Genomic DNA, 20,385 nt, shown 5'->3' with positions numbered 1-20,385 from the left:
CATGTTTGAAATCCACCCTGTTAAGAAAGTCTCGGTGGTTATTCCCGTTTATAACGAGCAGGAAAGCTTACCGGAATTAATCAGGCGCACCACCGCAGCCTGTGAATCGTTGGGGAAAGAGTATGAGATCCTGCTGATTGATGACGGCAGTAGCGATAATTCCGCGCATATGCTGGTCGAAGCCTCACAAGCGGAGAACAGCCATATTGTGTCTATTTTGCTTAACCGCAATTACGGGCAACATTCAGCGATTATGGCGGGATTCAGTCACGTTACCGGCGACTTAATTATTACCCTCGATGCCGATCTCCAGAATCCTCCAGAAGAGATCCCCCGCCTGGTGGCAAAAGCCGATGAAGGTTACGACGTAGTAGGAACTGTACGCCAGAACCGCCAGGACAGCTGGTTTCGTAAAACGGCATCGAAGATGATCAACCGACTTATTCAGCGCACCACCGGCAAAGCGATGGGTGACTACGGTTGTATGCTGCGCGCCTATCGCCGTCATATTGTCGATGCGATGTTGCACTGCCATGAACGCAGTACCTTTATCCCGATTCTGGCGAATATCTTCGCCCGCCGTGCCATTGAAATTCCAGTGCACCATGCCGAGCGTGAGTTTGGTGAATCCAAATACAGCTTTATGCGCCTGATTAATTTGATGTACGACCTGGTGACCTGCCTTACGACTACGCCGCTACGTATGCTGAGTCTGCTCGGCAGCATTATTGCGATTGGAGGTTTCAGCATCGCGGTACTGCTGGTGATTTTACGCCTGACCTTCGGCCCCCAATGGGCGGCAGAAGGCGTCTTTATGCTATTTGCCGTGCTGTTTACTTTTATTGGCGCTCAGTTTATCGGCATGGGACTACTCGGTGAATATATCGGCAGGATCTACACCGATGTCCGCGCCCGCCCCCGCTATTTTGTTCAGCAAGTTATCCGTCCATCCAGCAAGGAAAATGAATAATGAAAACCGTCGTTTTTGCCTACCACGATATGGGATGCCTCGGTATTGAAGCCCTGCTGGCTGCCGGTTACGAAATTAGCGCTATTTTTACTCATACTGATAATCCCGGTGAAAAAGCCTTTTATGGTTCGGTAGCTCGTCTGGCGGCGGAAAGAGGCATTCCGGTTTATGCGCCAGATAACGTTAATCATCCGCTGTGGGTGGAACGCATTGCCCAACTATCACCTGATGTGATTTTTTCTTTTTATTATCGCCATCTTATTTGCGACGAAATTTTGCAGCTCGCTCCCGCAGGTGCATTTAATCTGCATGGTTCGCTGTTACCAAAATATCGTGGTCGCGCGCCGCTGAACTGGGTGCTGGTGAACGGTGAAACGGAAACTGGCGTGACATTGCACCGAATGGTGAAACGTGCCGATGCTGGGGCCATTGTGGCCCAATTGCGCATTGCCATTGCGCCAGACGATATCGCCATTACGCTTCATCACAAGTTATGCCATGCCGCGCGCCAGCTACTAGAGCAGACATTACCCGCCATTAAAGACGGTAATATTCTGGAAATCGCCCAGCGCGAAAACGAAGCCACCTGTTTTGGTCGCAGAACACCGGAAGACAGTTTCCTCGAGTGGCATAAACCGGCAGCAGTATTGCATAACATGGTGCGTGCCGTCGCCGATCCGTGGCCGGGTGCCTTCAGCTATGTTGGTAATCAAAAATTTACCGTCTGGTCGTCACGCGTGCATTCTCATGCGCCCGCAGCACAACCGGGGAGCGTGATTTCTGTTGCGCCACTGCTGATTGCCTGTGGCGATGGCGCGCTGGAAATCGTCACCGGACAGGCGGGAGACGGCATTACTATGCAAGGCTCGCAGTTAGCGCAGTCGCAGGGTCTGGTGCAAGGTTCACGCTTGAATAGCCAGCCTGCCTGCACCGCCCGACGCCGTACGCGGGTACTCATCCTCGGGGTGAATGGCTTTATTGGCAACCATCTGACAGAACGCCTGCTGCGCGAAGATCATTATGAAGTTTACGGTCTGGATATCGGCAGCGATGCGATAAGCCGTTTTCTGAATCATCCGCATTTTCACTTTGTCGAAGGCGATATCAGTATTCATTCCGAATGGATTGAGTATCACGTCAAAAAATGTGATGTCGTGTTGCCGCTGGTGGCGATAGCCACGCCGATTGAATATACCCGCAACCCACTGCGCGTATTTGAACTCGATTTTGAAGAGAATCTGCGCATTATCCGCTACTGCGTGAAGTACCGTAAGCGAATCATCTTCCCGTCAACTTCAGAAGTTTATGGGATGTGTAGCGATAAATACTTCGATGAGGACCATTCTAATTTAATCGTCGGCCCGGTGAATAAACCACGCTGGATTTATTCGGTGTCTAAACAATTACTTGATCGGGTTATCTGGGCCTATGGTGAAAAAGAGGGTTTACAGTTTACCCTCTTCCGCCCGTTTAACTGGATGGGACCACGACTGGATAACCTTAATGCGGCACGAATTGGCAGCTCCCGCGCTATTACGCAACTCATTCTCAACCTGGTGGAAGGTTCACCGATTAAGCTGATTGATGGCGGAAAACAAAAACGCTGCTTTACTGATATCCGGGATGGCATTGAAGCGTTGTATCGCATTATCGAAAATGCAGGCAATCGCTGCGACGGCGAAATTATCAACATTGGCAATCCTGATAACGAAGCGAGCATTGAGGAACTGGGCGAGATGCTGCTGGCGAGCTTCGAAAAACATCCGCTGCGCCATCACTTCCCACCGTTTGCGGGCTTTCGCGTTGTCGAAAGTAGCAGCTACTACGGCAAGGGATATCAGGACGTAGAGCATCGTAAACCAAGCATCCGTAATGCCCGCCGCTGCCTGGACTGGGAACCCAAAATTGATATGCAGGAAACCATCGACGAAACGCTGGATTTTTTCCTGCGCACCGTCGAGCTTACGGATAAACCATCATGACAAAAGTAGGCTTACGCATTGATGTCGATACCTTTCGTGGCACCCGTGAAGGCGTGCCGCGTCTGCTGGAAATCTTGAGTAAGCATAATATTCAGGCCAGCATTTTTTTCAGCGTCGGCCCGGACAATATGGGCCGCCATCTCTGGCGACTGGTGAAGCCACAGTTTTTGTGGAAGATGCTGCGCTCAAACGCGGCATCGCTTTATGGCTGGGATATTTTACTGGCAGGTACGGCCTGGCCAGGTAAAGAGATTGGTCATGCCAATGCCGATATCATTCGTGAAGCGGCTAAACATCACGAAGTCGGCCTGCACGCCTGGGATCACCATGCCTGGCAAGCCTATAGCAGTAACTGGGATCGGCAAACAATGGTCGACGATATCGCACGCGGCCTTCGCACCCTGGAAGAAATTATCGGCCAACCGGTAACCTGCTCCGCAGCCGCTGGCTGGCGTGCCGACCAGCAGGTGATCGAAGCAAAAGAAGCGTTCCATTTGCGCTACAACAGCGATTGTCGTGGGGCGATGCCGTTTCGTCCATTGCTCGAATCAGGAAAACCCGGTACTGCGCAAATTCCGGTGACCTTACCCACCTGGGATGAAGTGATTGGTCGGGATGTGAAAGCAGAAGATTTTAACGGTTGGCTACTCAACCGCATCCTGCGAGATAAAGGCACGCCGGTTTATACCATTCATGCAGAAGTTGAAGGCTGCGCTTATCAGCATAATTTTGTGGATCTCCTGAAACGCGCAACCCAGGAAGGCGTGACATTTTGCCCTTTAAGCGAACTGTTATCAGGGACGTTGCCGCTCGGACAAGTTGTTCGCGGAAATATTGCCGGACGTGAAGGCTGGCTGGGTTGCCAACAAATTGCGGGTAGTCGCTGATGAAATCGGTACGTTACCTTATCGGCCTCTTCGCATTTATTGCCTGCTATTACCTGTTACCGATCAGCACGCGTCTGCTCTGGCAACCAGATGAAACGCGTTATGCGGAAATCAGTCGGGAAATGCTGGCATCCGGCGACTGGATTGTGCCCCATATGTTAGGGCTACGTTATTTCGAAAAACCCATTGCCGGATACTGGATTAACAGTATTGGGCAATGGCTATTTGGCGCAAATAACTTTGGTGTGCGGGCAGGCGTTATCTTTGCGACCCTGTTAACTGCCGCGCTGGTGACCTGGTTTACTCTGCGCTTATGGCGCAATAAACGTCTGGCTCTACTCGCCGCAGTGATTTATCTCTCACTGTTTATTGTCTATGCCATTGGCACTTATGCCGTGCTCGATCCGTTTATTGCATTCTGGCTGGTGGCGGGAATGTGCAGCTTCTGGCTGGCAATGCAGGCACAGACGTGGAAAGGCAAAAGCGCGGGATTTTTGCTGCTGGGAATCACCTGCGGCATGGGGGTGATGACCAAAGGTTTTCTCGCCCTTGCCGTGCCGGTATTAAGCGTGCTGCCATGGGTTGCAACGCAAAAACGCTGGAAAGATCTCTTTATTTACGGCTGGCTGGCGGTTATCAGTTGCGTACTGACGGTTCTCCCCTGGGGACTGGCGATAGCGCAGCGGGAGCCTGACTTCTGGCACTATTTTTTCTGGGTTGAGCATATTCAACGCTTTGCAATGGATGATGCTCAGCATAGAGCTCCGTTCTGGTACTACTTGCCGGTCATCATTGCCGGTAGCCTGCCGTGGCTGGGATTACTCCCCGGAGCACTGTACACAGGCTGGAAAAACCGCAAGCATTCCGCAACCGTCTATTTATTGAGCTGGGCGGTAATGCCGCTGCTGTTTTTCTCTGTCGCCAAAGGCAAATTGCCCACCTATATTCTTTCATGCTTTGCACCTCTGGCAATGCTGATGGCGCATTACGCTTTGCTGGCAGCAAAAAATAATCCTCTGGCGTTGCGGATTAATGGCTGGATTAACATCGCTTTTGGCGTCACTGGCATTATTGCTACGTTTGTGGTCTCCCCCTGGGGACCAATGAACACGCCGGTGTGGCAAACCTTCGAGAGCTATAAAGTCTTTTGTGCATGGTCGATTTTTTCGCTATGGGCATTTTTCGGCTGGTATACCTTAACAAACGTCGAAAAAAACTGGCCTTTTGCCGCACTTTGCCCGCTTGGGCTGGCGTTGCTGGTAGGATTTTCAATTCCTGACAGAGTCATGGAAGGAAAACATCCGCAATTTTTTGTCGAGACGACACAAGAATCACTGCAGCCAAGCCGCTATATTCTTACCGATAGCGTCGGCGTTGCTGCTGGTCTGGCATGGAGCCTGAGACGTGATGACATCATCATGTATCGCCAGACAGGGGAATTGAAATACGGCCTAAATTATCCGGATGCGAAAGGGAGATTTGTCAGCGGTGATGAGTTCGCAAACTGGCTTAATCAACATCGTCAGGAGGGGGTTATTACACTCGTGCTTTCGGTTGACCGCGATGAAGATATCAACAGTCTCGCCATTCCGCCCGCAGATGCCATCGATCGTCAGGAGCGTCTGGTGCTGATTCAGTATCGGCCCAAATGATCTGGCTAACATTAGTCTTTGCCAGCTTGCTTAGCGTTGCCGGGCAGTTGTGTCAGAAACAAGCAACCTGCTTTGTGGCGATAAACAAACGGCGCAAACATATCGTGCTGTGGCTGGGACTGGCGCTGGCTTGTCTTGGCCTTGCCATGGTGCTCTGGCTGCTGGTCTTGCAGAACGTACCGGTAGGCATTGCCTACCCGATGTTAAGTCTGAATTTTGTCTGGGTGACGCTGGCTGCAGTAAAACTGTGGCACGAGCCGGTATCACTGCGTCACTGGTGTGGGGTGGCGTTCATTATTGGCGGCATTGTGATCCTCGGGAGTACGGTGTAATGGGCCTGATGTGGGGATTATTCAGCGTCATTATTGCCTCAGCTGCGCAATTAAGCCTCGGTTATGCGGCGAGTCATCTACCGCCGATGACGCACTTATGGGATTTTATCGCGGCGCTGTTAGCTTTTGGCCTGGATGCCCGGATACTGTTACTCGGGCTGCTGGGTTATCTGCTTTCCGTTTTTTGTTGGTATAAAACGCTACATAAACTTGCGTTAAGCAAAGCCTATGCCTTGCTCAGTATGAGCTATGTGCTGGTATGGATTGCATCAATGATACTTCCCGGCTGGGAAGGAACTTTTTCTCTGAAGGCACTACTGGGAGTAGCCTGTATTATGAGTGGGTTGATGCTGATTTTCCTGCCCACGACAAAACAACGTTACTGAGTTTTCTCAGCCGATTGACACTGCCGTTCCCACTCATCGGGGCTGTAGCTGCATGCCGAGAGGACTTTCACCGTATGTAGCTTTTCACGATTAATGCAGTAAAGCGCATTCTGCAAAGGGGAGAGTAAATCGCCCACTTTCACGGCGAAGTCACTCTTCACTTCGGCGATCATTTTTATCGCGCCGCCAGCATCGCAGAGCATAAGTACATGTCTGTTATCTTGTTTATCGCAGCACGATTTTTTGACCAGCCATTCCATTGCATTATCCTGTTTGCTAAGAGTTTTCACATCAATTTACAGATTAACAGATAAACTCTTTATCAACGGCAATGGAATGGCAGAAATGAGAAGTGCAACGGATGGTTAATTATTGCTGGCGTTGCACCCACTCTTTTAGCGCCTGACGTGAAATCTTAATACCACCGTTTTTCAGTTCAGGTGGAAGCGTCAGCCAACGCACCGGTTGCTGAAAACGGGCCAGCTTATCTTTCACCCATTCGCCAAGATCAACGGTTTGCTGGTCATACTCCACCACCGCTACCGGTCGATGACCAAACTCCTTGTCCGCGACGGGGACGATAAACACCTGCAAAACCGCAGGATGTGCAGCAATAACACGCTCCACCTCTTCCGGCTGAATGCCTTCGCCACCACTGAAGAACAGATTGTCTAAACGTCCGACAATTGTCAGCTTGCCATTATGCATCTCACCGCGATCGCGCGTGGCGTACCAGCCTTCGTCATTAACCAGTGGAACCAGTTGCCCGTTACGCCAGTAACCTTCTGCCATGCTGGCAGCCCGCAGCCACACTTCGTCGTTTACGATTTTCACTTCCCGACCCGGTAGCGGCGAACCGACGTCTGCCAGACCGTCGGCTTCTTTCGCACACACAGTGGAGGCAAACTCGGTCAGACCATAGCCGCAAAAGCAACGAATCCCCTGCTCGCGCGCCTGTTCCGTCAACTCGACCGGAATTGCCGCACCGCCAAGTAACACCGCTTTCAGGGAAACGGAACTGCGGTTAACCAGCAAACGCCAGAGTTGTGTTGGCACCAGTGAAGCGTGAGTACAGCCTGCCAGCATTTGCTCCAATGGCTGTTTATCACGTACCGTCATCCGCGCACCAGCGTATAACCAGCGCCACATAATTCCCTGACCGGAGACGTGAAACAGCGGTAAAGAGAGCAACCAGTCATCGTGCTCGCCAAACGGTATCAGCGATAACACACCTTGCGCACTGGCAAGATGGGCCTGATAAGTATGAACAGCGGCTTTCGGCAAACCGGTAGAGCCGGAGGTCAACGTCATTGAGCACAGACGCGTCGGCTGCCACGCAGCGGCATGTGCGCCTTCAACCAGCTGAATGTGCAGCGACGTTAACGCCGGAAACGTGTTTTCCCCATCCGGCATCAGCGCAAATTGCAGCGTCAGATTGGGCAGCAATTCTTCAAGCAACGGTTGCGGCAGCTGAGGGTTCACGGGCAACACCCGCGCCCCGCATTGCAGTAACGCCAGCCAGGCGAGCAGCGTTTGCGGCGTATTCCACGCCCGCAACATCACGCCGCTGCCCTCAACAACGCCCTGCGCCGCAAAGCCGGAGGCTAATTCATCGACGCGAGCACAAAGCTCGCGCCAGTTAAGTTGCTCGTCATTAAGACGTAAGGCGATGGCTTCTCCCCGCACTTGCCGCCAGTGACGCCACGGCCAGTCAGAGAAGATCATAACAGCCGCTCCAGTGCATCAACTTCCACTAACGGTAGCGGGCTACCCGGCCAGCGACGAACCTGCTGCGCCTGCATCAGATCCAGCGTGTCCAGCCCCGGAATGGTGTCTGGCGTTAACCAGGCGGCAATCCGCGCCAGTTGCGTTAAGCCTAAGCTCGACTCAATAGAAGAACTGATCACCGCCGTCAGCCCCAACGCGTGCGCCGCCTGCACCTGCTCACGTACTTTCTCCAGGCTGCCCGTGAGCGTGGGTTTGATAACTACCGCGCGCACGCCCTGTTCAGCGACAAAGGCAAAATCCGGCTCGCGCGAGCTTTCATCCCAGGCAATGGCAATGCCGGTTTCACGGGCAAAGGCGCGGGAATCCTCGCGGGTTTTGCACGGTTCTTCGAGAAACGCGATGCGGCCGCGATAATCCGGGTTAACGTATTTGGCAAACTGCTGGCCTTTCAGCGGCGTCCAGGCGCGATTCGCATCAAGACGCAAATGCAGATCCGGAATGGCCTCCAGCAACAGATTCACCACCATGCCGTCGCGCACCGCTTCGTACAATCCCACCTTGACCTTCGCCACTTTCTCACCTGGCATATCGGCAAGTTTCAGGATCAGATCGTCCGGATCGCCATTACACAGTGGTGCCGCACGATAATTGGCCGCCTGTGGTAACGTGTCTGCCAGCTCCGCCAATGCACAGCTTACGCCAAAGGCGACGGAAGGCATTTGCGGTAATTCGCAATCGCCTGCCAGCCAGTTATTTACCCAGGCAAGCAGCGCACTTTGCGCCTCTTCCCAGGTTTCCTGACTGAAGCCCGGCAGTGGGGAGATCTCCCCCCACCCTTCGCGCTCGCCCTCACGCAGGCAAACATACAGCCCGTCGCGGGTTTTTAACCGCCTGTCGCGCAGAACCACCCCCGCGTCCATGGGGATCTGCCAGCGGTATACCTGCGCGCTACGCATTACGGATTCCGTTTAAATTTGCTGAAGTCAGGCTGACGTTTCTGGTTGAAGGCGTTGCGACCTTCCTGACCTTCTTCTGTCATGTAGAACAGCATGGTGGCATTGCCCGCCAGCTCCTGCAGACCCGCCTGACCGTCACAGTCAGCGTTCAGCGCAGCTTTCAGGCAACGCAGCGCCATCGGGCTGTTTTGCAGCATTTCGCGGCACCAACGCACGGTTTCTTTTTCCAGATCTGCCAGCGGCACCACGGTGTTCACAAGGCCCATATCCAGCGCCTGTTTCGCGTCGTACTGACGGCACAGGAACCAGATTTCACGCGCTTTTTTCTGCCCAACAATGCGCGCCATATAGGAAGCGCCCCAGCCACCATCGAAGGAACCGACTTTCGGGCCAGTCTGACCGAAGATGGCGTTTTCCGCCGCGATGGTCAGGTCGCACATCATGTGCAGAACGTGACCGCCGCCGATGGAGTAACCCGCTACCATCGCGACAACCGGTTTCGGACAGGTACGGATCTGACGCTGGAAGTCCAGCACATTCAGATGATGTACGCCGGAATCATCTTTATAGCCGCCGTAATCGCCACGCACTTTCTGGTCGCCACCAGAGCAGAACGCTTTATCGCCTGCACCAGTCAGAATAATTACGCCGATGTTATCGTCATAACGCGCATCTGCCAGTGCCTGGATCATCTCTTTTACCGTCAGAGGACGAAAGGCATTGCGCACCTGCGGACGATTAATGGTGATTTTTGCGATACCGTCGGTGGATTTTTCATAACGAATGTCCTCGAAACCTTCGGAGCAGTCGTGCCATTCAACCGGTGCGTAAAGCATTGCTTCATCAGGATAAATCATATTGTGTCCTTTAGTCAGAAACGCAAGATCTGCGCCAGACTTGCGATTACGCCAGCGGGATTTTCCCGGTGCGCGTTATGTCCGGCGCGAGGAATGACATGGCAGTCGGCAGCCAGTTCCGCCGCCAGAGCGCGGAATTTGCTGTCACGTTCACCACATAAATAATAAAACGCAAATGTGCGGGCGCTAAGGTTAGCACGTAAATCAGGCTGGACGGCGAGAGAAGTGGCCTCCAGCATAGTAGCAAGCGTTACACCGTTATTGTGGCTACGCAGCGCCACCAGCTCCCGGCGTTGATCGTCATTGAGCGAGGCAAAGACAGGCTGTTGATACCAGTCGGCAAATACCGCCGTTAATGGTTCTGTGCGAAAACGCTGCGCCCATTGGCGATCGGAAAGCAGACGTTCCGTGCGTTGTTCAGCACTTTGCAATCCCGGATGCCCGCCTTCGACCACAACCCCACTCAGCCCCGGCATCCCCTGACAAGCCGCCATCATCGCCACCCGTCCGCCAAGCGAGTACCCCACCAGCCAGAAGTTAAGGATGTTGTAACTAACCAGAGTTTTACGCAGTAAGCCGGTGACATCATCAAATCCATCGACGCTAATTGCTGCCGAACCACCGTGACCTGGGAGATCAACATACAACCGCGAGTAGTCGGCAAACGCCTCGCCCACTTCTTGCCATTCATGGCAATCGCCGGAAAAACCGTGCAAAAACACCAGCCAGGGTAAACCTGGTTTGCCGTGTTTTGCCTGCGCGTGCAGGATCATAAATGGCTTACCTGCGCCAGCAGTTGCTGGAGGGTTTGCGCACCATCGGTGTCGTTAACCACCATTTCAATTACCGTGGTGGTCGGCGTGCGCCAAGCGTCGGCAAGTGCCGTTTCAAGTTCCTGCCAGTTTTGCGGACGATGATATTTCAGCTCGAACATCGCGGCGGCGTGCTCAAAATGGACGTTTTGCGGCATCAGATAGAAACGCTCACGCTCGCTTTTCGGTGTCGGCAGCAGCGAGAAAATTTGCCCGCCGTTGTTGTTCACCACAATTAATACCAGCGGCGCGGAAACCTGGCGCAATAGCGCCAGCGCGTTGAGATCGTAAAGTGCTGAGAGATCGCCCACAATCGCCAGCGTCGGTTTGCCACTGGCCCGCTGAACGCCTGCGGCAGTAGAAAGCAGCCCGTCAATACCGCTGGCCCCACGATTGCTGTACACCGGGTAACCTGCCGGAAGTTGCGAAAGCGCATCAATCAGACGTACCACCAGGCTGTTACCGACAAACAATTGCCCCTGTTCAGGCAGATAGTCGCTGATGCGATGCGCTAGTTGTGCTTCGCCAAACGCATCGCGACGGGCAATAACCGCCTGCATTGCCTGTTCCGCCAGGCGCGGGATTTCAACGCACCAGGGCTGGCGTTTTTCTGCCGGATGCAGCTCCAGCCAGTCGGCAATATTGGCAATTAAGCGGCGTCCGCGATGGTGTGCTGGATCAAGTCGACCTTCAATGTCATCAACAATCCAGTACTCTTCGGGTTCACAGCTTGCCTGCCATTGCAGGAGCCGTTTGCCCGTCAGGCTGCTGCCCAGTTGCACCACAATCTGCGCCTGTTGCAGTTCGCTGGTCGCTTTGGCATTGCCTAACCAGAGATCGGCACACGGCAGCGGCTGTCCGGTTTGCGACAGGACGTCGCCAATCAGCGGCCAGCCAAGAGTTTGCGCCCACAGAGCAACTTTTTTGCCCTCTTCCGCACTCATGCGACCAGCAACCACCACGCCGCGCTTTTGTCGCCAGAAGAACCAGTCACGCTGTTTTTCACTTTCCAGACGAGGCGCTTCACGCAGCCACGGTTTATCGTCCTGCCACCAGTCGCCAAGACGCTGTTGCCAACTAAGCCCGAAGTCGTCCATCTCGCCATATAGCGGTTCAGCAAACGGGCAGTTGATATGGACTCCTCCAGCATGAAGCGTACCAAGGGCGTGGTCGATAGTAGAGACCAGCCAACGGGCAGAAATATCCTGCGTCGGGCGCGGCAGTGAAATGCTATGCGTAGGATGAGAGGCGAACATTCCCGGCTGACGAATCGCCTGATTCGCGCCGCAGTCAATGAGCTCCGGCGGGCGATCGGCGGTTAACAGGATCAGTTTTTCTCCGGTTAACCCAGCTTCTATTAGTGCCGGATAGAGATTTGCTACCGCCGTGCCGGAGGTCACAATCACCGCCACCGGCTGCTTGCTGACTTTCGCCAGCCCCAGCGCCAGATGCCCCAGTCCACGCTCATCAAAATGGGTGTGGTGAATAAATGCGGAATTCTCCGCCGCCGCTAACGTTAACGGTGTAGAACGCGAGCCAGGGGCGATACAGATGTGTCTGACGCCGTGACGCGTTAATGCTTCCAGAATGACCGCCGCCCAGCGTCGGTTAAATGCGCTTACTGACATGAGTTTGTCCGGTATCAATATTGCGGCTAAGTATAAGGAGCTACAAAAATAGATTATTGATATGAATCGGTAATGATGCGACTCATTACTCTTCCATTTGTAATAAAGTACGCAGCCCTGCCGCTTTGTTGTCGATTTCCTGCCACTCTTGCTCGGGGTCAGAACCACGGACAATGCCCGCGCCAGCATATAATCGCACGACATTGCCGCTAATTTTTGCTGAGCGCAGGGAAACGCAGAATTCGCTTTGTTGTAACGAAAGATAGCCCGCGGAACCGGCATACCATTCACGGGTGAACGGTTCGTGACGGGCGATAAACTGCCGCGCCAGGTCACGCGGTAAGCCCGCAACCGCGGCCGTTGGCTGCAACTGATTTAAACAGATCACATCATCCGCTTTGTTGAGTGAAGTCCAGATACAGCGGCGCAGATGCTGCACTTTACGCAGACGCAGTACCTGCGGTGGTAAAACATCCAGCGTCTGGGTATCGGCCTGCAATCGTTGGCAGATATCTTCCACCACCAGCATGTTCTCGCGCTGGTTTTTATCATCCGCCATCAGCCACTCGCCCAACTGCTGCGCCTGCTTATCATCAGGATGATTTGCTACCGTTCCCGCCAGCGCTTCAGTACGCAGCGCTTTGGCACGCCGCCGCCATAGCCGCTCAGGAGACGAACCCAGAAACGCGGTCTCGCCATCAAAGGCCATAAAGAAATGATAGCAGTTCAGATTGAGCCGACGGCTGGCTGCCATCATCGCCGCTGCGTTAACCGGGCTTGCAAAATGCAGGTCGGTCGCCCGTGCAAGAACGACTTTGTCGAGTTCACCTTCGGCGATAGTTTGCGTTGCCAGTTCGATTAATCGCGTCCAGCCCGTTTTGTCCGGCCAGTGTTGTTCTCGCGTGGTGGTTAAATGTAACCCTGGCAGGGACTTGATACTCACCAGTGTGGCGATAAATTCTTTTGCCTTTATCGCATCGTGCTGAAGGGAGCTTTCGCTGAATAGCGTCAGCCGCAGCGTGGCTTTACCGCCACAGCGTCGCCATTCCAGGCGGGGTAAAAGTAAATTGCCCTGCGACGGGTCAAACGCATTCAGCCCCCAGATGCGTAAGTCGGCATGTTCCGGGTGCTGGTGAAGAAAACGTTGCGCCTGGTCCAACGAGGTAAAATGGGTAATCGCGCCCAGGACGGCAGCTTCTTCATCACCATTACGTTGTTGCCAGTAGAATTGCGGATACGTTTGCTGACTGGCCAGCCAGCTCAAGGCATCAAAAGCATCTTTGAGAGGGAAAGGAGTATCAATAACCCGAATGCCGGGTGTCGCTGGAATCTCTTGCGACAAAAGGCGCAGTAGATTTTCCAGCGCCGTAGTGAGTGATTGCACGCGGACCTCTCCCTGTTAAAAGCCTCACATTATACGGGGTACTACAAAAAAAATGCAGTACCCCGGTGTAGGGAGGTTTTAACGGCGTGCCAGCAACAGTCCTAATACCAGCCCAACGGCCGCGCCCACCCCAATTCCTTGCCAGGGTTTTTCGTGGACGTAGTCATCAGCACGATAAACAGCCTGCTTCGCCCGATAGTAATAACTGTCTGAAGCCTGGCTAACCCGTTTTTTCACATCATCCAGCGCTTTTTCTGCACGCGCTTTCAGCTCAACATATTTCTGATCGGCGGGATCGCCAGAGGAGCGGAGCACCTCTTCCAGTGTTTCACTAAGCAGCGTCAGGTCGTCATCGATACGTGTATCACCAAACTGATTAGACATTCTCGTTCTCCATTTGCGTAAAACCTGTCACTAACTATAGACAATGGTTATTGATTACGCCTGAATTACCTCGCGTGCCATCCCAATGTGTGGGATACCATCTTCTTCATAGACCTCCGTCACAGGGATAAAGCCAAAACTTTGGTAGAAGTTTTGCAGATGCGCCTGCGCCCCGAGGTAAACAGGTTTATCAGGCCAGTGACGCGTACATGTTTCGAGTGTTTTACTCATCAGCTGCTGCCCCACTTTTTCGCCACGCAACGCTTCACTGACAATCACCCGACCTATAACGACCGGCTCAAGATCATCATCACTTTTCAGAATCCTCGCATACGCCACCAGTTCATCATTTTTCCAACCGAGAATATGGCGATTATCCCCCGTCAAATCATCACCATCGATATCCTGATAAGGGCAATTCTGCTCAACAACAAAAACCGCGCAACGCAGTTGTAATAAGGCATAAAGCTGGGAAACCGATAATTCAGAGTGATGCAGATCTTGCCATTCAATCATAATGCTCTCCTTTTAGATGTATGCCTTATACTAGCCGGAATATTTTTTGAAACGTGATGAACTCATGGAATTAATTTTTTTAGGTACTTCAGCCGGTGTGCCAACCCGTACGCGCAATGTCACGGCAATATTGCTTAACCTGCAACATCCGACCCAGAGCGGGCTTTGGTTGTTTGACTGCGGTGAAGGCACCCAGCATCAGCTACTGCATACCGCCTTTAACCCTGGAAAACTGGACAAGATTTTTATCAGCCATCTTCATGGCGATCATCTCTTTGGTTTACCCGGCTTGCTGTGCAGTCGTTCTATGTCTGGTATTGTCCAACCCTTAACGATTTATGGTCCGCAAGGTCTCCGTGAATTTGTGGAGACTGCGCTGCGGATTAGCGGCTCATGGACCGATTATCCGCTGGAAATTGTCGAAATTGGCGCTGGCGAAATTTTCGATGATGGCCTGCGCAAAGTAACCGCTTATCCGCTGGTACACCCACTGGAATGTTATGGCTATCGTATTGAAGAACATGATAAACCGGGTGCATTAAATGCCCAGGCATTAAAAGCTGCTGGCGTGCCGCCTGGCCCACTGTTTCAGGCATTAAAAGCGGGCAAAACAATCACGCTGGAAGATGGAAGGCAGATTAACGGCGCAGATTACTTAGCTGCTCCAGTGCCAGGTAAAGCGCTCGCTATTTTCGGCGATACCGGCCCCTGCGATGCCGCACTTGACCTGGCTAAAGGTGTCGATGTCATGGTGCACGAAGCGACGCTGGATATAACCATGGAAGCCAAAGCCAATAGTCGCGGTCATAGCTCTACACGCCAGGCTGCGACACTGGCCCGTGAGGCTGGAGTCGGTAAGCTAATCATTACCCACGTCAGCTCGCGCTATGATGACAAAGGTTGTCAGCACCTGTTACGTGAATGCAGGTCAATTTTCCCGGCGACTGAACTGGCGCATGATTTCACCGTGTTTAACGTTTAACTCTGCCTATTATTAAAAACAGGGCGAAACTTGCCCTGTTATCGTAACCCGCGCTACATATATCCACCCACACGGGCATATTGAGCGATTTTTGATATTTATTCATCTCCTTACGCACTATATTCAGAGCAATAAGTTGCCTCTTTTTATCTTCATTTAGCACAACCTTTGCAACTAAAAGGAGCCTATGATGGTTACAGTTGTCAGCAATTATTGTCAATTATCTCAAACCCAACTCAGTCAGACATTTGCAGAAAAATTTACTGTGACCGATGAATTACTGCAGTCTTTAAAAAAAACAGCGTTATCCGGAGATGAAGAAAGTATTGAGTTACTGCATAACATTGCGTTAGGTTATGATGAATTTGGAAAAAAAGCTGAAGATATTCTTTACCATATTGTTAGAAACCCAACAAATGATACCCTATCGATTATCAAGCTTATAAAAAATGCCTGTTTAAAATTATATAATTTGGCACATACCGCAACCAAACACCCCCTCAAATCACATAATTCAGATAATCTCCTGTTCAAAAAACTATTCTCCCCTTCGAAATTAATGACAATTATCGGTGAGGACATTCCTCTCATATCAGAAAAACAGTCGCTTTCAAAGGTACTTTTAAATGATAAGAATAATGAACTGAGCGATGGTACAAACTTCTGGGATAAAAATCGTCAATTAACCACGGATGAAATAGATTGCTATCTTCAGAAGATCGCCGCTAATGCAAAAAATACTCAAGTCAATTATCCTACTGGTCTCTACCTCCCCGATTCCAACATCACTTACCTGGAAATCGCTCTCAATGATAATATTAAGAGCGATCCATCATGGCCGAAAGAAGTCCAGTTATTCCCCATAAATACTGGCGGACACTGGATATTAGTTTCGCTACAAAAAATAGTTAATGAAAAAAATAACACACAACAAATAAAATGCGTCATATTCAACTCATTACGTGCACTAGGCCATGATAAAGAAAATTCACTTAAGCGTGTCATTAATAGTTTCAATTCTAAATTCATGGGAGAAATGCCGAATAATAAGAATATAACAGATCATTTAACTGAACAAGAGATAACATTTTTACATGCCGATCTTCAGCAATACTTAAGCCAAAGTTGCGGTGCATTTGTGTGCATGGCAGCCAAAGAAGTAATTGAACAAAGGGAAAGCAATTCTGACAGCGCTCCCTATACGTTATTAAAAAACTATGCTGACAGATTTAAAAAATATTCAGCAGAAGAGCAGTACGAAATTGATTTTCAACATCGACTGGTCAACAGAAATTTTTATTTGGATAAATATAGCGATGCAAATATCAATGATTATTATAGAGACTTAGAAATAAAACACTCACAACCCCAAAATAGAGCATCAGGCAAAAGAGTAAGTTAACATCATTGTTAGTCAATTCGACCAGTCAGCAAATATGCTGACTGATCGAACATAGTTTGCTAAAAAGTCATCACGGACCGATGTCAGTCACACCATCCGCCAGTTCAACCAGGCGAATAAATTCCGCCCTGTAACCCTGTGGATCTTCCCCTTTTGCCTGCTGAGCCCACTGTTTTATCTGCTGCCATGAGATTTCGTCCAGGTATTCAGAACCGCGTAACTTTTGCCCATATGCAGCTACTGCTGCGCGAAAACGCATATCTTCAGAGGGCGCGTTTATTATTGGCCCCAGCGGGAATTCAACTAACTGACTTTCTTTTCCCTGCGGGTATTTCCAGCGAATTTTTAACCAGGCCAGTTCTTTCGTTTTGTCCGATTTCGCTGATTTGTTATCCGGGGCATAGCGTAACTTATCAATTGATGCTTTTTGCCCGTTCAGCGTTAATTCAAATAACAACGTTATATGTTTGCCTGCGCCAATATCCCCCGCATCAACGTTGTCGTTATTAAAATCTTCCGCCCGAAGTTGGCGCTTTTCATAACCAATCTGACGGTATTCCGTTACCCACGCGGGGTTAAACTCAATTTGCGCTTTGACATCTTTTGCTACGGTAATCAACGTCTGCCGCATTTCACTGTTCAATACTTTCTGCGCTTCAGAGAGGGTATCAATGTAGCTGTAGTTACCGTTGCCAACATCGGCAATTCGCACCATCATTGCCTCGTTGTAATTGTCATCCCCCACGCCAAACGTCGACAGAGTAACACCGGACTCCCGCTGTTTTTTGACCATTGATTCAATCGATTTTGGATCGTCAATACCAACGTTAAAGTCACCGTCAGTGGCCAATAAAATGCGATTGATACCGCCCTTAATAAACCCCTTCGCCGCCTGCTGATAAGCCAGTTCCAGCCCGGCACCGCCATTGGTACTGCCTTCGGCATCCAGCGAATCAATTGCGGCATTAATTTCCGCCTTATGACTCCCGGAGATAGAAGGCAATGCAATACGGGAGTCGCCAGCGTAGGTCACGATAGCAATGTTATCCTGCTCACGAAGTTCTTTGACCAATAATTTCAACGAAGACTGGATAAGTGGCAAACGTTCATCAGAAATCATTGAACCAGAAGTGTCGATAAGAAAGACCAGATTAGAAGCTGGTAACTCTTCACTTTTGCGATCTTTCGCCAGGATATCAACTTTCAGCAATGTTCGCTGTTCATTCCATGGTGCAGGTGCCAATTCGTAGCGCATAGCGAAAGGTATTGGCTTAGAGGCCGGAATAGATTGTTTGTCTTTGATATCCCAATCAGACGGGAAATAATTGACTATCTCCTCCACCCGCACAGCGTCTGGCGGAGGTAACAGCCCTTGATTGAGGAAACGCCGTACATTCGCATAACTGCCAGTGTCAACGTCAAGACTAAACGTCGCCAACGGATTTTGCGCTACCTGCTTAACCGGATTATCATCGAACTGCTGATAGCGAGCGGTTCCTGGATTTGCGACATGTGTAGCTTTTGCTTTAGCCGCTCTTGCAAATGTTGGCGCTTCCTGCAATCGCCCCTGTAAAGCCTGTTTGTCTGAATATTGTTGCACTTCTTGCTGGGCCAAGACTTTCGCGGCGGCGGCGCTTTGCTCAGCCTCTTTTATTGCAGCTTGCTGCGCGGCAAGCACTTGCTGCTCTGTTGGAGTACTGGGTTGTTGTTGCTGACTTTCCTTATTCTCAGGTTCCGGCCCACATCCTGACAAAATCAAACTACTCATAAGCAACATGATTATATTTTTATTTCGCATATAAAATCCTTTTAAATAAACTCAGGCACCAGACATAAAATATACTCTTTGTATAATCCTGCTAATCTTAATAAAATACAATATCGAAACCTATAACAAATAATGATTCAATAACGCAACCCATTAATAATTTGCATATGAAAAAAATAAACTTTGCTTTTATTATATTAATTCTGTTTTCACTCCCTCTGATTATTTTTTACCAACCCTGGGTCAATGCATTACCGCCAACGCCCCGACACACAAGTCCTGAGCAATTAGAAAAAACAGTTCGTTATCTTACACAAACTGTGCATCCCCGTAGTGCCGACAATATTGATAATCTGAAAAGGTCCGCAGAATATATAAAAGAGGTCTTTATCAGTAGCGGTGCCAGCGTTACCGCGCAGGACGTCCCCATTACGGGAGGTCCCTACAAAAACATTGTTGCTGATTATGGTCCTGCCGATGGACCGCTGATTATTATTGGTGCGCACTATGATTCTGTCAGCAGTTATGAAAACGATCAATTGACCTATACGCCGGGCGCGGATGATAACGCCAGCGGCGTGGCAGGATTACTCGAACTGGCACGTTTGTTACAGCAGCAAGCACCGAAAACTGGCGTGCAGCTGGTCGCCTATGCGTCGGAACAACCGCCCTTCTTTCGTAGCGATGAAATGGGGAGCGCGGTACATGCAGCTTCGCTTGAGCGTCCAGTTAGATTAATGATAGCGCTGGAGATGATTGGCTATTACGACTCTGCGCCTGGTAGTCAGGATTACCCTTACCCGGCAATGTCCTGGCTTTATCCCGATCGGGGAGACTTTATTGCCGTGGTCGGCAGAATGCAGGATATCAACGCCGTTCGTCAGCTAAAAGCGGCATTGTTGTCATCTCAGGATTTATCTGTTTATTCTATGAATGCCCCAGGGTTTATTCCCGGTATTGATTTCTCTGATCACCTTAATTATTGGCAACACGATATTCCCGCCGTAATGATTACCGACACCGCTTTTTATCGTAATAAACAATACCACTTGCCCGGTGATACCGCAGACAGATTGAATTATCAGAAAATGGCTCAGGTAGTGGATGGGGTTATAACTTTGTTATACAACAGTAAATAATAAAAATTTCTCGAGGCGGGTCCAGAAAAAGCGACATGTACATTTTATTTTCCCTCGTCTGTTTTAAGATGCGAAACATGAAATTCAACGGAGGAAAATAAAATGGGAATGATTGGCTATTTTGCAGAAATTGACTCAGAAAAGATTAACCAACTTCTTGAGTCTACTCAAAAACCTTTGATGGATAATATACATGACACGCTTTCAGGATTACGCCGACTGGATATTGATAAACGCTGGGATTTTTTACACTTTGGGCTGACAGGCACCTCTGCTTTTGATCCCGCGAAGAATGATCCGCTGAGTCGTGCCGTGCTTGGTGAACACAGCCTCGAAGATGGCATAGATGGCTTCCTGGGATTGACCTGGAATCTGGAGTTAGCCGCGACAATCGATCGCCTGGAATCACTGGATCGAAGTGAGCTGCGTAAACAGTTTTCCATTAAACGACTCAATGAAATGGAGATTTACCCTGGTGTGACTTTTTCAGAAGAGTTAGAGGGGCAACTCTTTGCTTCGATCATGCTTGATATGGAAAAGCTGATTAGTGCATATCGACGTATGCTGCGACAAGGGAATCATGCGCTGACGGTTATTGTTGGGTGATGGGGTCAGGGCAC

At 50.5% G+C, this 20,385-nt stretch carries 20 protein-coding genes; 10 read left to right on the top strand and 10 right to left on the bottom strand.

Annotation, left to right across the window (positions count from 1 at the left end):
* The first annotated feature begins 1 nt into the window (after position 1).
* Genes arnC through arnF form a run of 6 tightly spaced genes read left to right on the top strand, consistent with a single transcriptional unit; the run spans position 2 to position 6,209 of the window.
* Positions 2-970 (top strand): undecaprenyl-phosphate 4-deoxy-4-formamido-L-arabinose transferase, encoded by a 969-nt coding sequence (gene arnC, locus FQZ95_RS18540; RefSeq protein ID WP_000461637.1) that lies wholly within the window; start codon positions 2-4, stop codon positions 968-970.
* Entirely contained in the window at positions 970-2,952 is a 1,983-nt protein-coding gene (gene arnA, locus FQZ95_RS18535; RefSeq protein WP_160530504.1) for a bifunctional UDP-4-amino-4-deoxy-L-arabinose formyltransferase/UDP-glucuronic acid oxidase ArnA, read from the top strand. The genes arnC and arnA overlap by 1 nt, the downstream gene beginning before the upstream one ends.
* Positions 2,949-3,839: a 4-deoxy-4-formamido-L-arabinose-phosphoundecaprenol deformylase gene (gene arnD, locus FQZ95_RS18530; protein ID WP_160530503.1), complete on the top strand. Its 891-nt coding sequence runs from the start codon at positions 2,949-2,951 to the stop codon at positions 3,837-3,839. Before arnA ends, arnD begins: the two co-directional genes overlap by 4 nt.
* Entirely contained in the window at positions 3,839-5,491 is a 1,653-nt protein-coding gene (gene arnT, locus FQZ95_RS18525) for a lipid IV(A) 4-amino-4-deoxy-L-arabinosyltransferase (RefSeq protein WP_160530502.1), read from the top strand. The genes arnD and arnT overlap by 1 nt, the downstream gene beginning before the upstream one ends.
* On the top strand, positions 5,488-5,823 hold the full coding sequence (arnE, locus tag FQZ95_RS18520; protein WP_000638030.1) for a 4-amino-4-deoxy-L-arabinose-phosphoundecaprenol flippase subunit ArnE: 336 nt from the start codon (positions 5,488-5,490) through the stop codon (positions 5,821-5,823). Before arnT ends, arnE begins: the two co-directional genes overlap by 4 nt.
* Positions 5,823-6,209 carry a 4-amino-4-deoxy-L-arabinose-phosphoundecaprenol flippase subunit ArnF gene (arnF, locus tag FQZ95_RS18515; protein ID WP_000523867.1) on the top strand — a complete coding sequence of 129 codons (387 nt, stop codon included), beginning with the start codon at positions 5,823-5,825 and terminating at the stop codon, positions 6,207-6,209. Before arnE ends, arnF begins: the two co-directional genes overlap by 1 nt.
* Here the strand turns inward: arnF and pmrD are convergent.
* The 9 genes from pmrD to FQZ95_RS18470 form a co-directional block, all read right to left on the bottom strand.
* Positions 6,203-6,469, bottom strand: coding sequence for a signal transduction protein PmrD (gene pmrD, locus FQZ95_RS18510; RefSeq protein ID WP_032184684.1), 267 nt, complete (start codon positions 6,467-6,469; stop codon positions 6,203-6,205). The genes arnF and pmrD overlap by 7 nt on opposite strands.
* Before the next feature lie 109 nt (positions 6,470-6,578).
* Complete coding sequence (gene menE, locus FQZ95_RS18505; RefSeq protein ID WP_160530501.1) at positions 6,579-7,934, bottom strand: o-succinylbenzoate--CoA ligase; 1,356 nt, start codon at positions 7,932-7,934, stop codon at positions 6,579-6,581.
* On the bottom strand, positions 7,931-8,893 hold the full coding sequence (menC, locus tag FQZ95_RS18500; protein WP_160530500.1) for an o-succinylbenzoate synthase: 963 nt from the start codon (positions 8,891-8,893) through the stop codon (positions 7,931-7,933). The genes menE and menC overlap by 4 nt, the downstream gene beginning before the upstream one ends.
* On the bottom strand, positions 8,893-9,750 hold the full coding sequence (gene menB / locus FQZ95_RS18495; protein ID WP_000640000.1) for a 1,4-dihydroxy-2-naphthoyl-CoA synthase: 858 nt from the start codon (positions 9,748-9,750) through the stop codon (positions 8,893-8,895). The genes menC and menB overlap by 1 nt, the downstream gene beginning before the upstream one ends.
* Positions 9,751-9,764: 14 nt before the next feature.
* Positions 9,765-10,523 (bottom strand): 2-succinyl-6-hydroxy-2,4-cyclohexadiene-1-carboxylate synthase, encoded by a 759-nt coding sequence (gene menH / locus FQZ95_RS18490; RefSeq protein WP_000600516.1) that lies wholly within the window; start codon positions 10,521-10,523, stop codon positions 9,765-9,767.
* Positions 10,520-12,190 carry a 2-succinyl-5-enolpyruvyl-6-hydroxy-3-cyclohexene-1-carboxylic-acid synthase gene (gene menD / locus FQZ95_RS18485; RefSeq protein WP_160530499.1) on the bottom strand — a complete coding sequence of 557 codons (1,671 nt, stop codon included), beginning with the start codon at positions 12,188-12,190 and terminating at the stop codon, positions 10,520-10,522. The genes menH and menD overlap by 4 nt, the downstream gene beginning before the upstream one ends.
* 85 nt (positions 12,191-12,275) lie before the next feature.
* Positions 12,276-13,574 (bottom strand): isochorismate synthase MenF, encoded by a 1,299-nt coding sequence (menF, locus tag FQZ95_RS18480; protein ID WP_160530498.1) that lies wholly within the window; start codon positions 13,572-13,574, stop codon positions 12,276-12,278.
* A 78-nt stretch (positions 13,575-13,652) separates the two neighbouring features.
* Entirely contained in the window at positions 13,653-13,958 is a 306-nt protein-coding gene (gene elaB / locus FQZ95_RS18475) for a stress response protein ElaB (protein ID WP_000070621.1), read from the bottom strand.
* Between the two features lie 54 nt (positions 13,959-14,012).
* On the bottom strand, positions 14,013-14,474 hold the full coding sequence (locus FQZ95_RS18470; protein ID WP_000574094.1) for a GNAT family N-acetyltransferase: 462 nt from the start codon (positions 14,472-14,474) through the stop codon (positions 14,013-14,015).
* A 64-nt stretch (positions 14,475-14,538) separates the two neighbouring features.
* On the opposite strand from FQZ95_RS18470, the gene rbn reads away from it, so the two are divergent.
* Positions 14,539-15,456, top strand: coding sequence for a ribonuclease BN (gene rbn, locus FQZ95_RS18465; RefSeq protein ID WP_160530497.1), 918 nt, complete (start codon positions 14,539-14,541; stop codon positions 15,454-15,456).
* 187 nt (positions 15,457-15,643) lie between these two features.
* The gene (locus FQZ95_RS18460) at positions 15,644-16,858 is read left to right on the top strand and encodes an ElaD/SseL family deubiquitinase (protein WP_237428031.1); all 1,215 of its coding nucleotides are present in this window, start codon (positions 15,644-15,646) and stop codon (positions 16,856-16,858) included.
* A gap of 70 nt (positions 16,859-16,928) precedes the next feature.
* Here the strand turns inward: FQZ95_RS18460 and FQZ95_RS18455 are convergent, their stop codons facing one another.
* Positions 16,929-18,656 (bottom strand): vWA domain-containing protein, encoded by a 1,728-nt coding sequence (locus FQZ95_RS18455; protein WP_160530496.1) that lies wholly within the window; start codon positions 18,654-18,656, stop codon positions 16,929-16,931.
* Between the two features lie 137 nt (positions 18,657-18,793).
* Here FQZ95_RS18455 and FQZ95_RS18450 point away from each other — a divergent pair, with 137 nt between their 5' ends.
* Both FQZ95_RS18450 and FQZ95_RS18445 read left to right on the top strand, forming a co-directional pair.
* Positions 18,794-19,765, top strand: a complete 972-nt coding sequence (locus FQZ95_RS18450) for a M28 family metallopeptidase (protein WP_160530495.1) — start codon at positions 18,794-18,796, stop codon at positions 19,763-19,765.
* 102 nt (positions 19,766-19,867) lie between these two features.
* A complete protein-coding gene (locus tag FQZ95_RS18445; RefSeq protein WP_160530494.1) occupies positions 19,868-20,371 on the top strand; it encodes a YfbM family protein in 504 nt (167 codons plus the stop codon).
* Positions 20,372-20,385: the final 14 nt, after the last annotated feature.

Origin of the sequence: Escherichia sp. HH41S, assembly GCF_009820115.1 — a bacterium.
Classification (GTDB): domain Bacteria; phylum Pseudomonadota; class Gammaproteobacteria; order Enterobacterales; family Enterobacteriaceae; genus Escherichia; species Escherichia coli_F.
This window is presented reverse-complemented; position numbering and strand designations above follow the sequence as displayed.

Bases quoted from the DNA above. Each gene is read 5' to 3' on its own strand.
- arnC (WP_000461637.1), top strand. From the start codon at position 2: ATGTTTGAAATCCACCCTGTTAAGAAAGTCTCGGTGGTTATTCCCGTT.
- arnA (WP_160530504.1), top strand. From the start codon at position 970: ATGAAAACCGTCGTTTTTGCCTACCACGATATGGGATGCCTCGGTATT.
- arnD (WP_160530503.1), top strand. From the start codon at position 2,949: ATGACAAAAGTAGGCTTACGCATTGATGTCGATACCTTTCGTGGCACC.
- arnT (WP_160530502.1), top strand. From the start codon at position 3,839: ATGAAATCGGTACGTTACCTTATCGGCCTCTTCGCATTTATTGCCTGC.
- arnE (WP_000638030.1), top strand. From the start codon at position 5,488: ATGATCTGGCTAACATTAGTCTTTGCCAGCTTGCTTAGCGTTGCCGGG.
- arnF (WP_000523867.1), top strand. From the start codon at position 5,823: ATGGGCCTGATGTGGGGATTATTCAGCGTCATTATTGCCTCAGCTGCG.
- pmrD (WP_032184684.1), bottom strand. From the start codon at position 6,469: ATGGAATGGCTGGTCAAAAAATCGTGCTGCGATAAACAAGATAACAGA.
- menE (WP_160530501.1), bottom strand. From the start codon at position 7,934: ATGATCTTCTCTGACTGGCCGTGGCGTCACTGGCGGCAAGTGCGGGGA.
- menC (WP_160530500.1), bottom strand. From the start codon at position 8,893: ATGCGTAGCGCGCAGGTATACCGCTGGCAGATCCCCATGGACGCGGGG.
- menB (WP_000640000.1), bottom strand. From the start codon at position 9,750: ATGATTTATCCTGATGAAGCAATGCTTTACGCACCGGTTGAATGGCAC.
- menH (WP_000600516.1), bottom strand. From the start codon at position 10,523: ATGATCCTGCACGCGCAGGCAAAACACGGCAAACCAGGTTTACCCTGG.
- menD (WP_160530499.1), bottom strand. From the start codon at position 12,190: ATGTCAGTAAGCGCATTTAACCGACGCTGGGCGGCGGTCATTCTGGAA.
- elaB (WP_000070621.1), bottom strand. From the start codon at position 13,958: ATGTCTAATCAGTTTGGTGATACACGTATCGATGACGACCTGACGCTG.
- FQZ95_RS18470 (WP_000574094.1), bottom strand. From the start codon at position 14,474: ATGATTGAATGGCAAGATCTGCATCACTCTGAATTATCGGTTTCCCAG.
- rbn (WP_160530497.1), top strand. From the start codon at position 14,539: ATGGAATTAATTTTTTTAGGTACTTCAGCCGGTGTGCCAACCCGTACG.
- FQZ95_RS18460 (WP_237428031.1), top strand. From the start codon at position 15,644: ATGATGGTTACAGTTGTCAGCAATTATTGTCAATTATCTCAAACCCAA.
- FQZ95_RS18455 (WP_160530496.1), bottom strand. From the start codon at position 18,656: ATGCGAAATAAAAATATAATCATGTTGCTTATGAGTAGTTTGATTTTG.
- FQZ95_RS18450 (WP_160530495.1), top strand. From the start codon at position 18,794: ATGAAAAAAATAAACTTTGCTTTTATTATATTAATTCTGTTTTCACTC.
- FQZ95_RS18445 (WP_160530494.1), top strand. From the start codon at position 19,868: ATGGGAATGATTGGCTATTTTGCAGAAATTGACTCAGAAAAGATTAAC.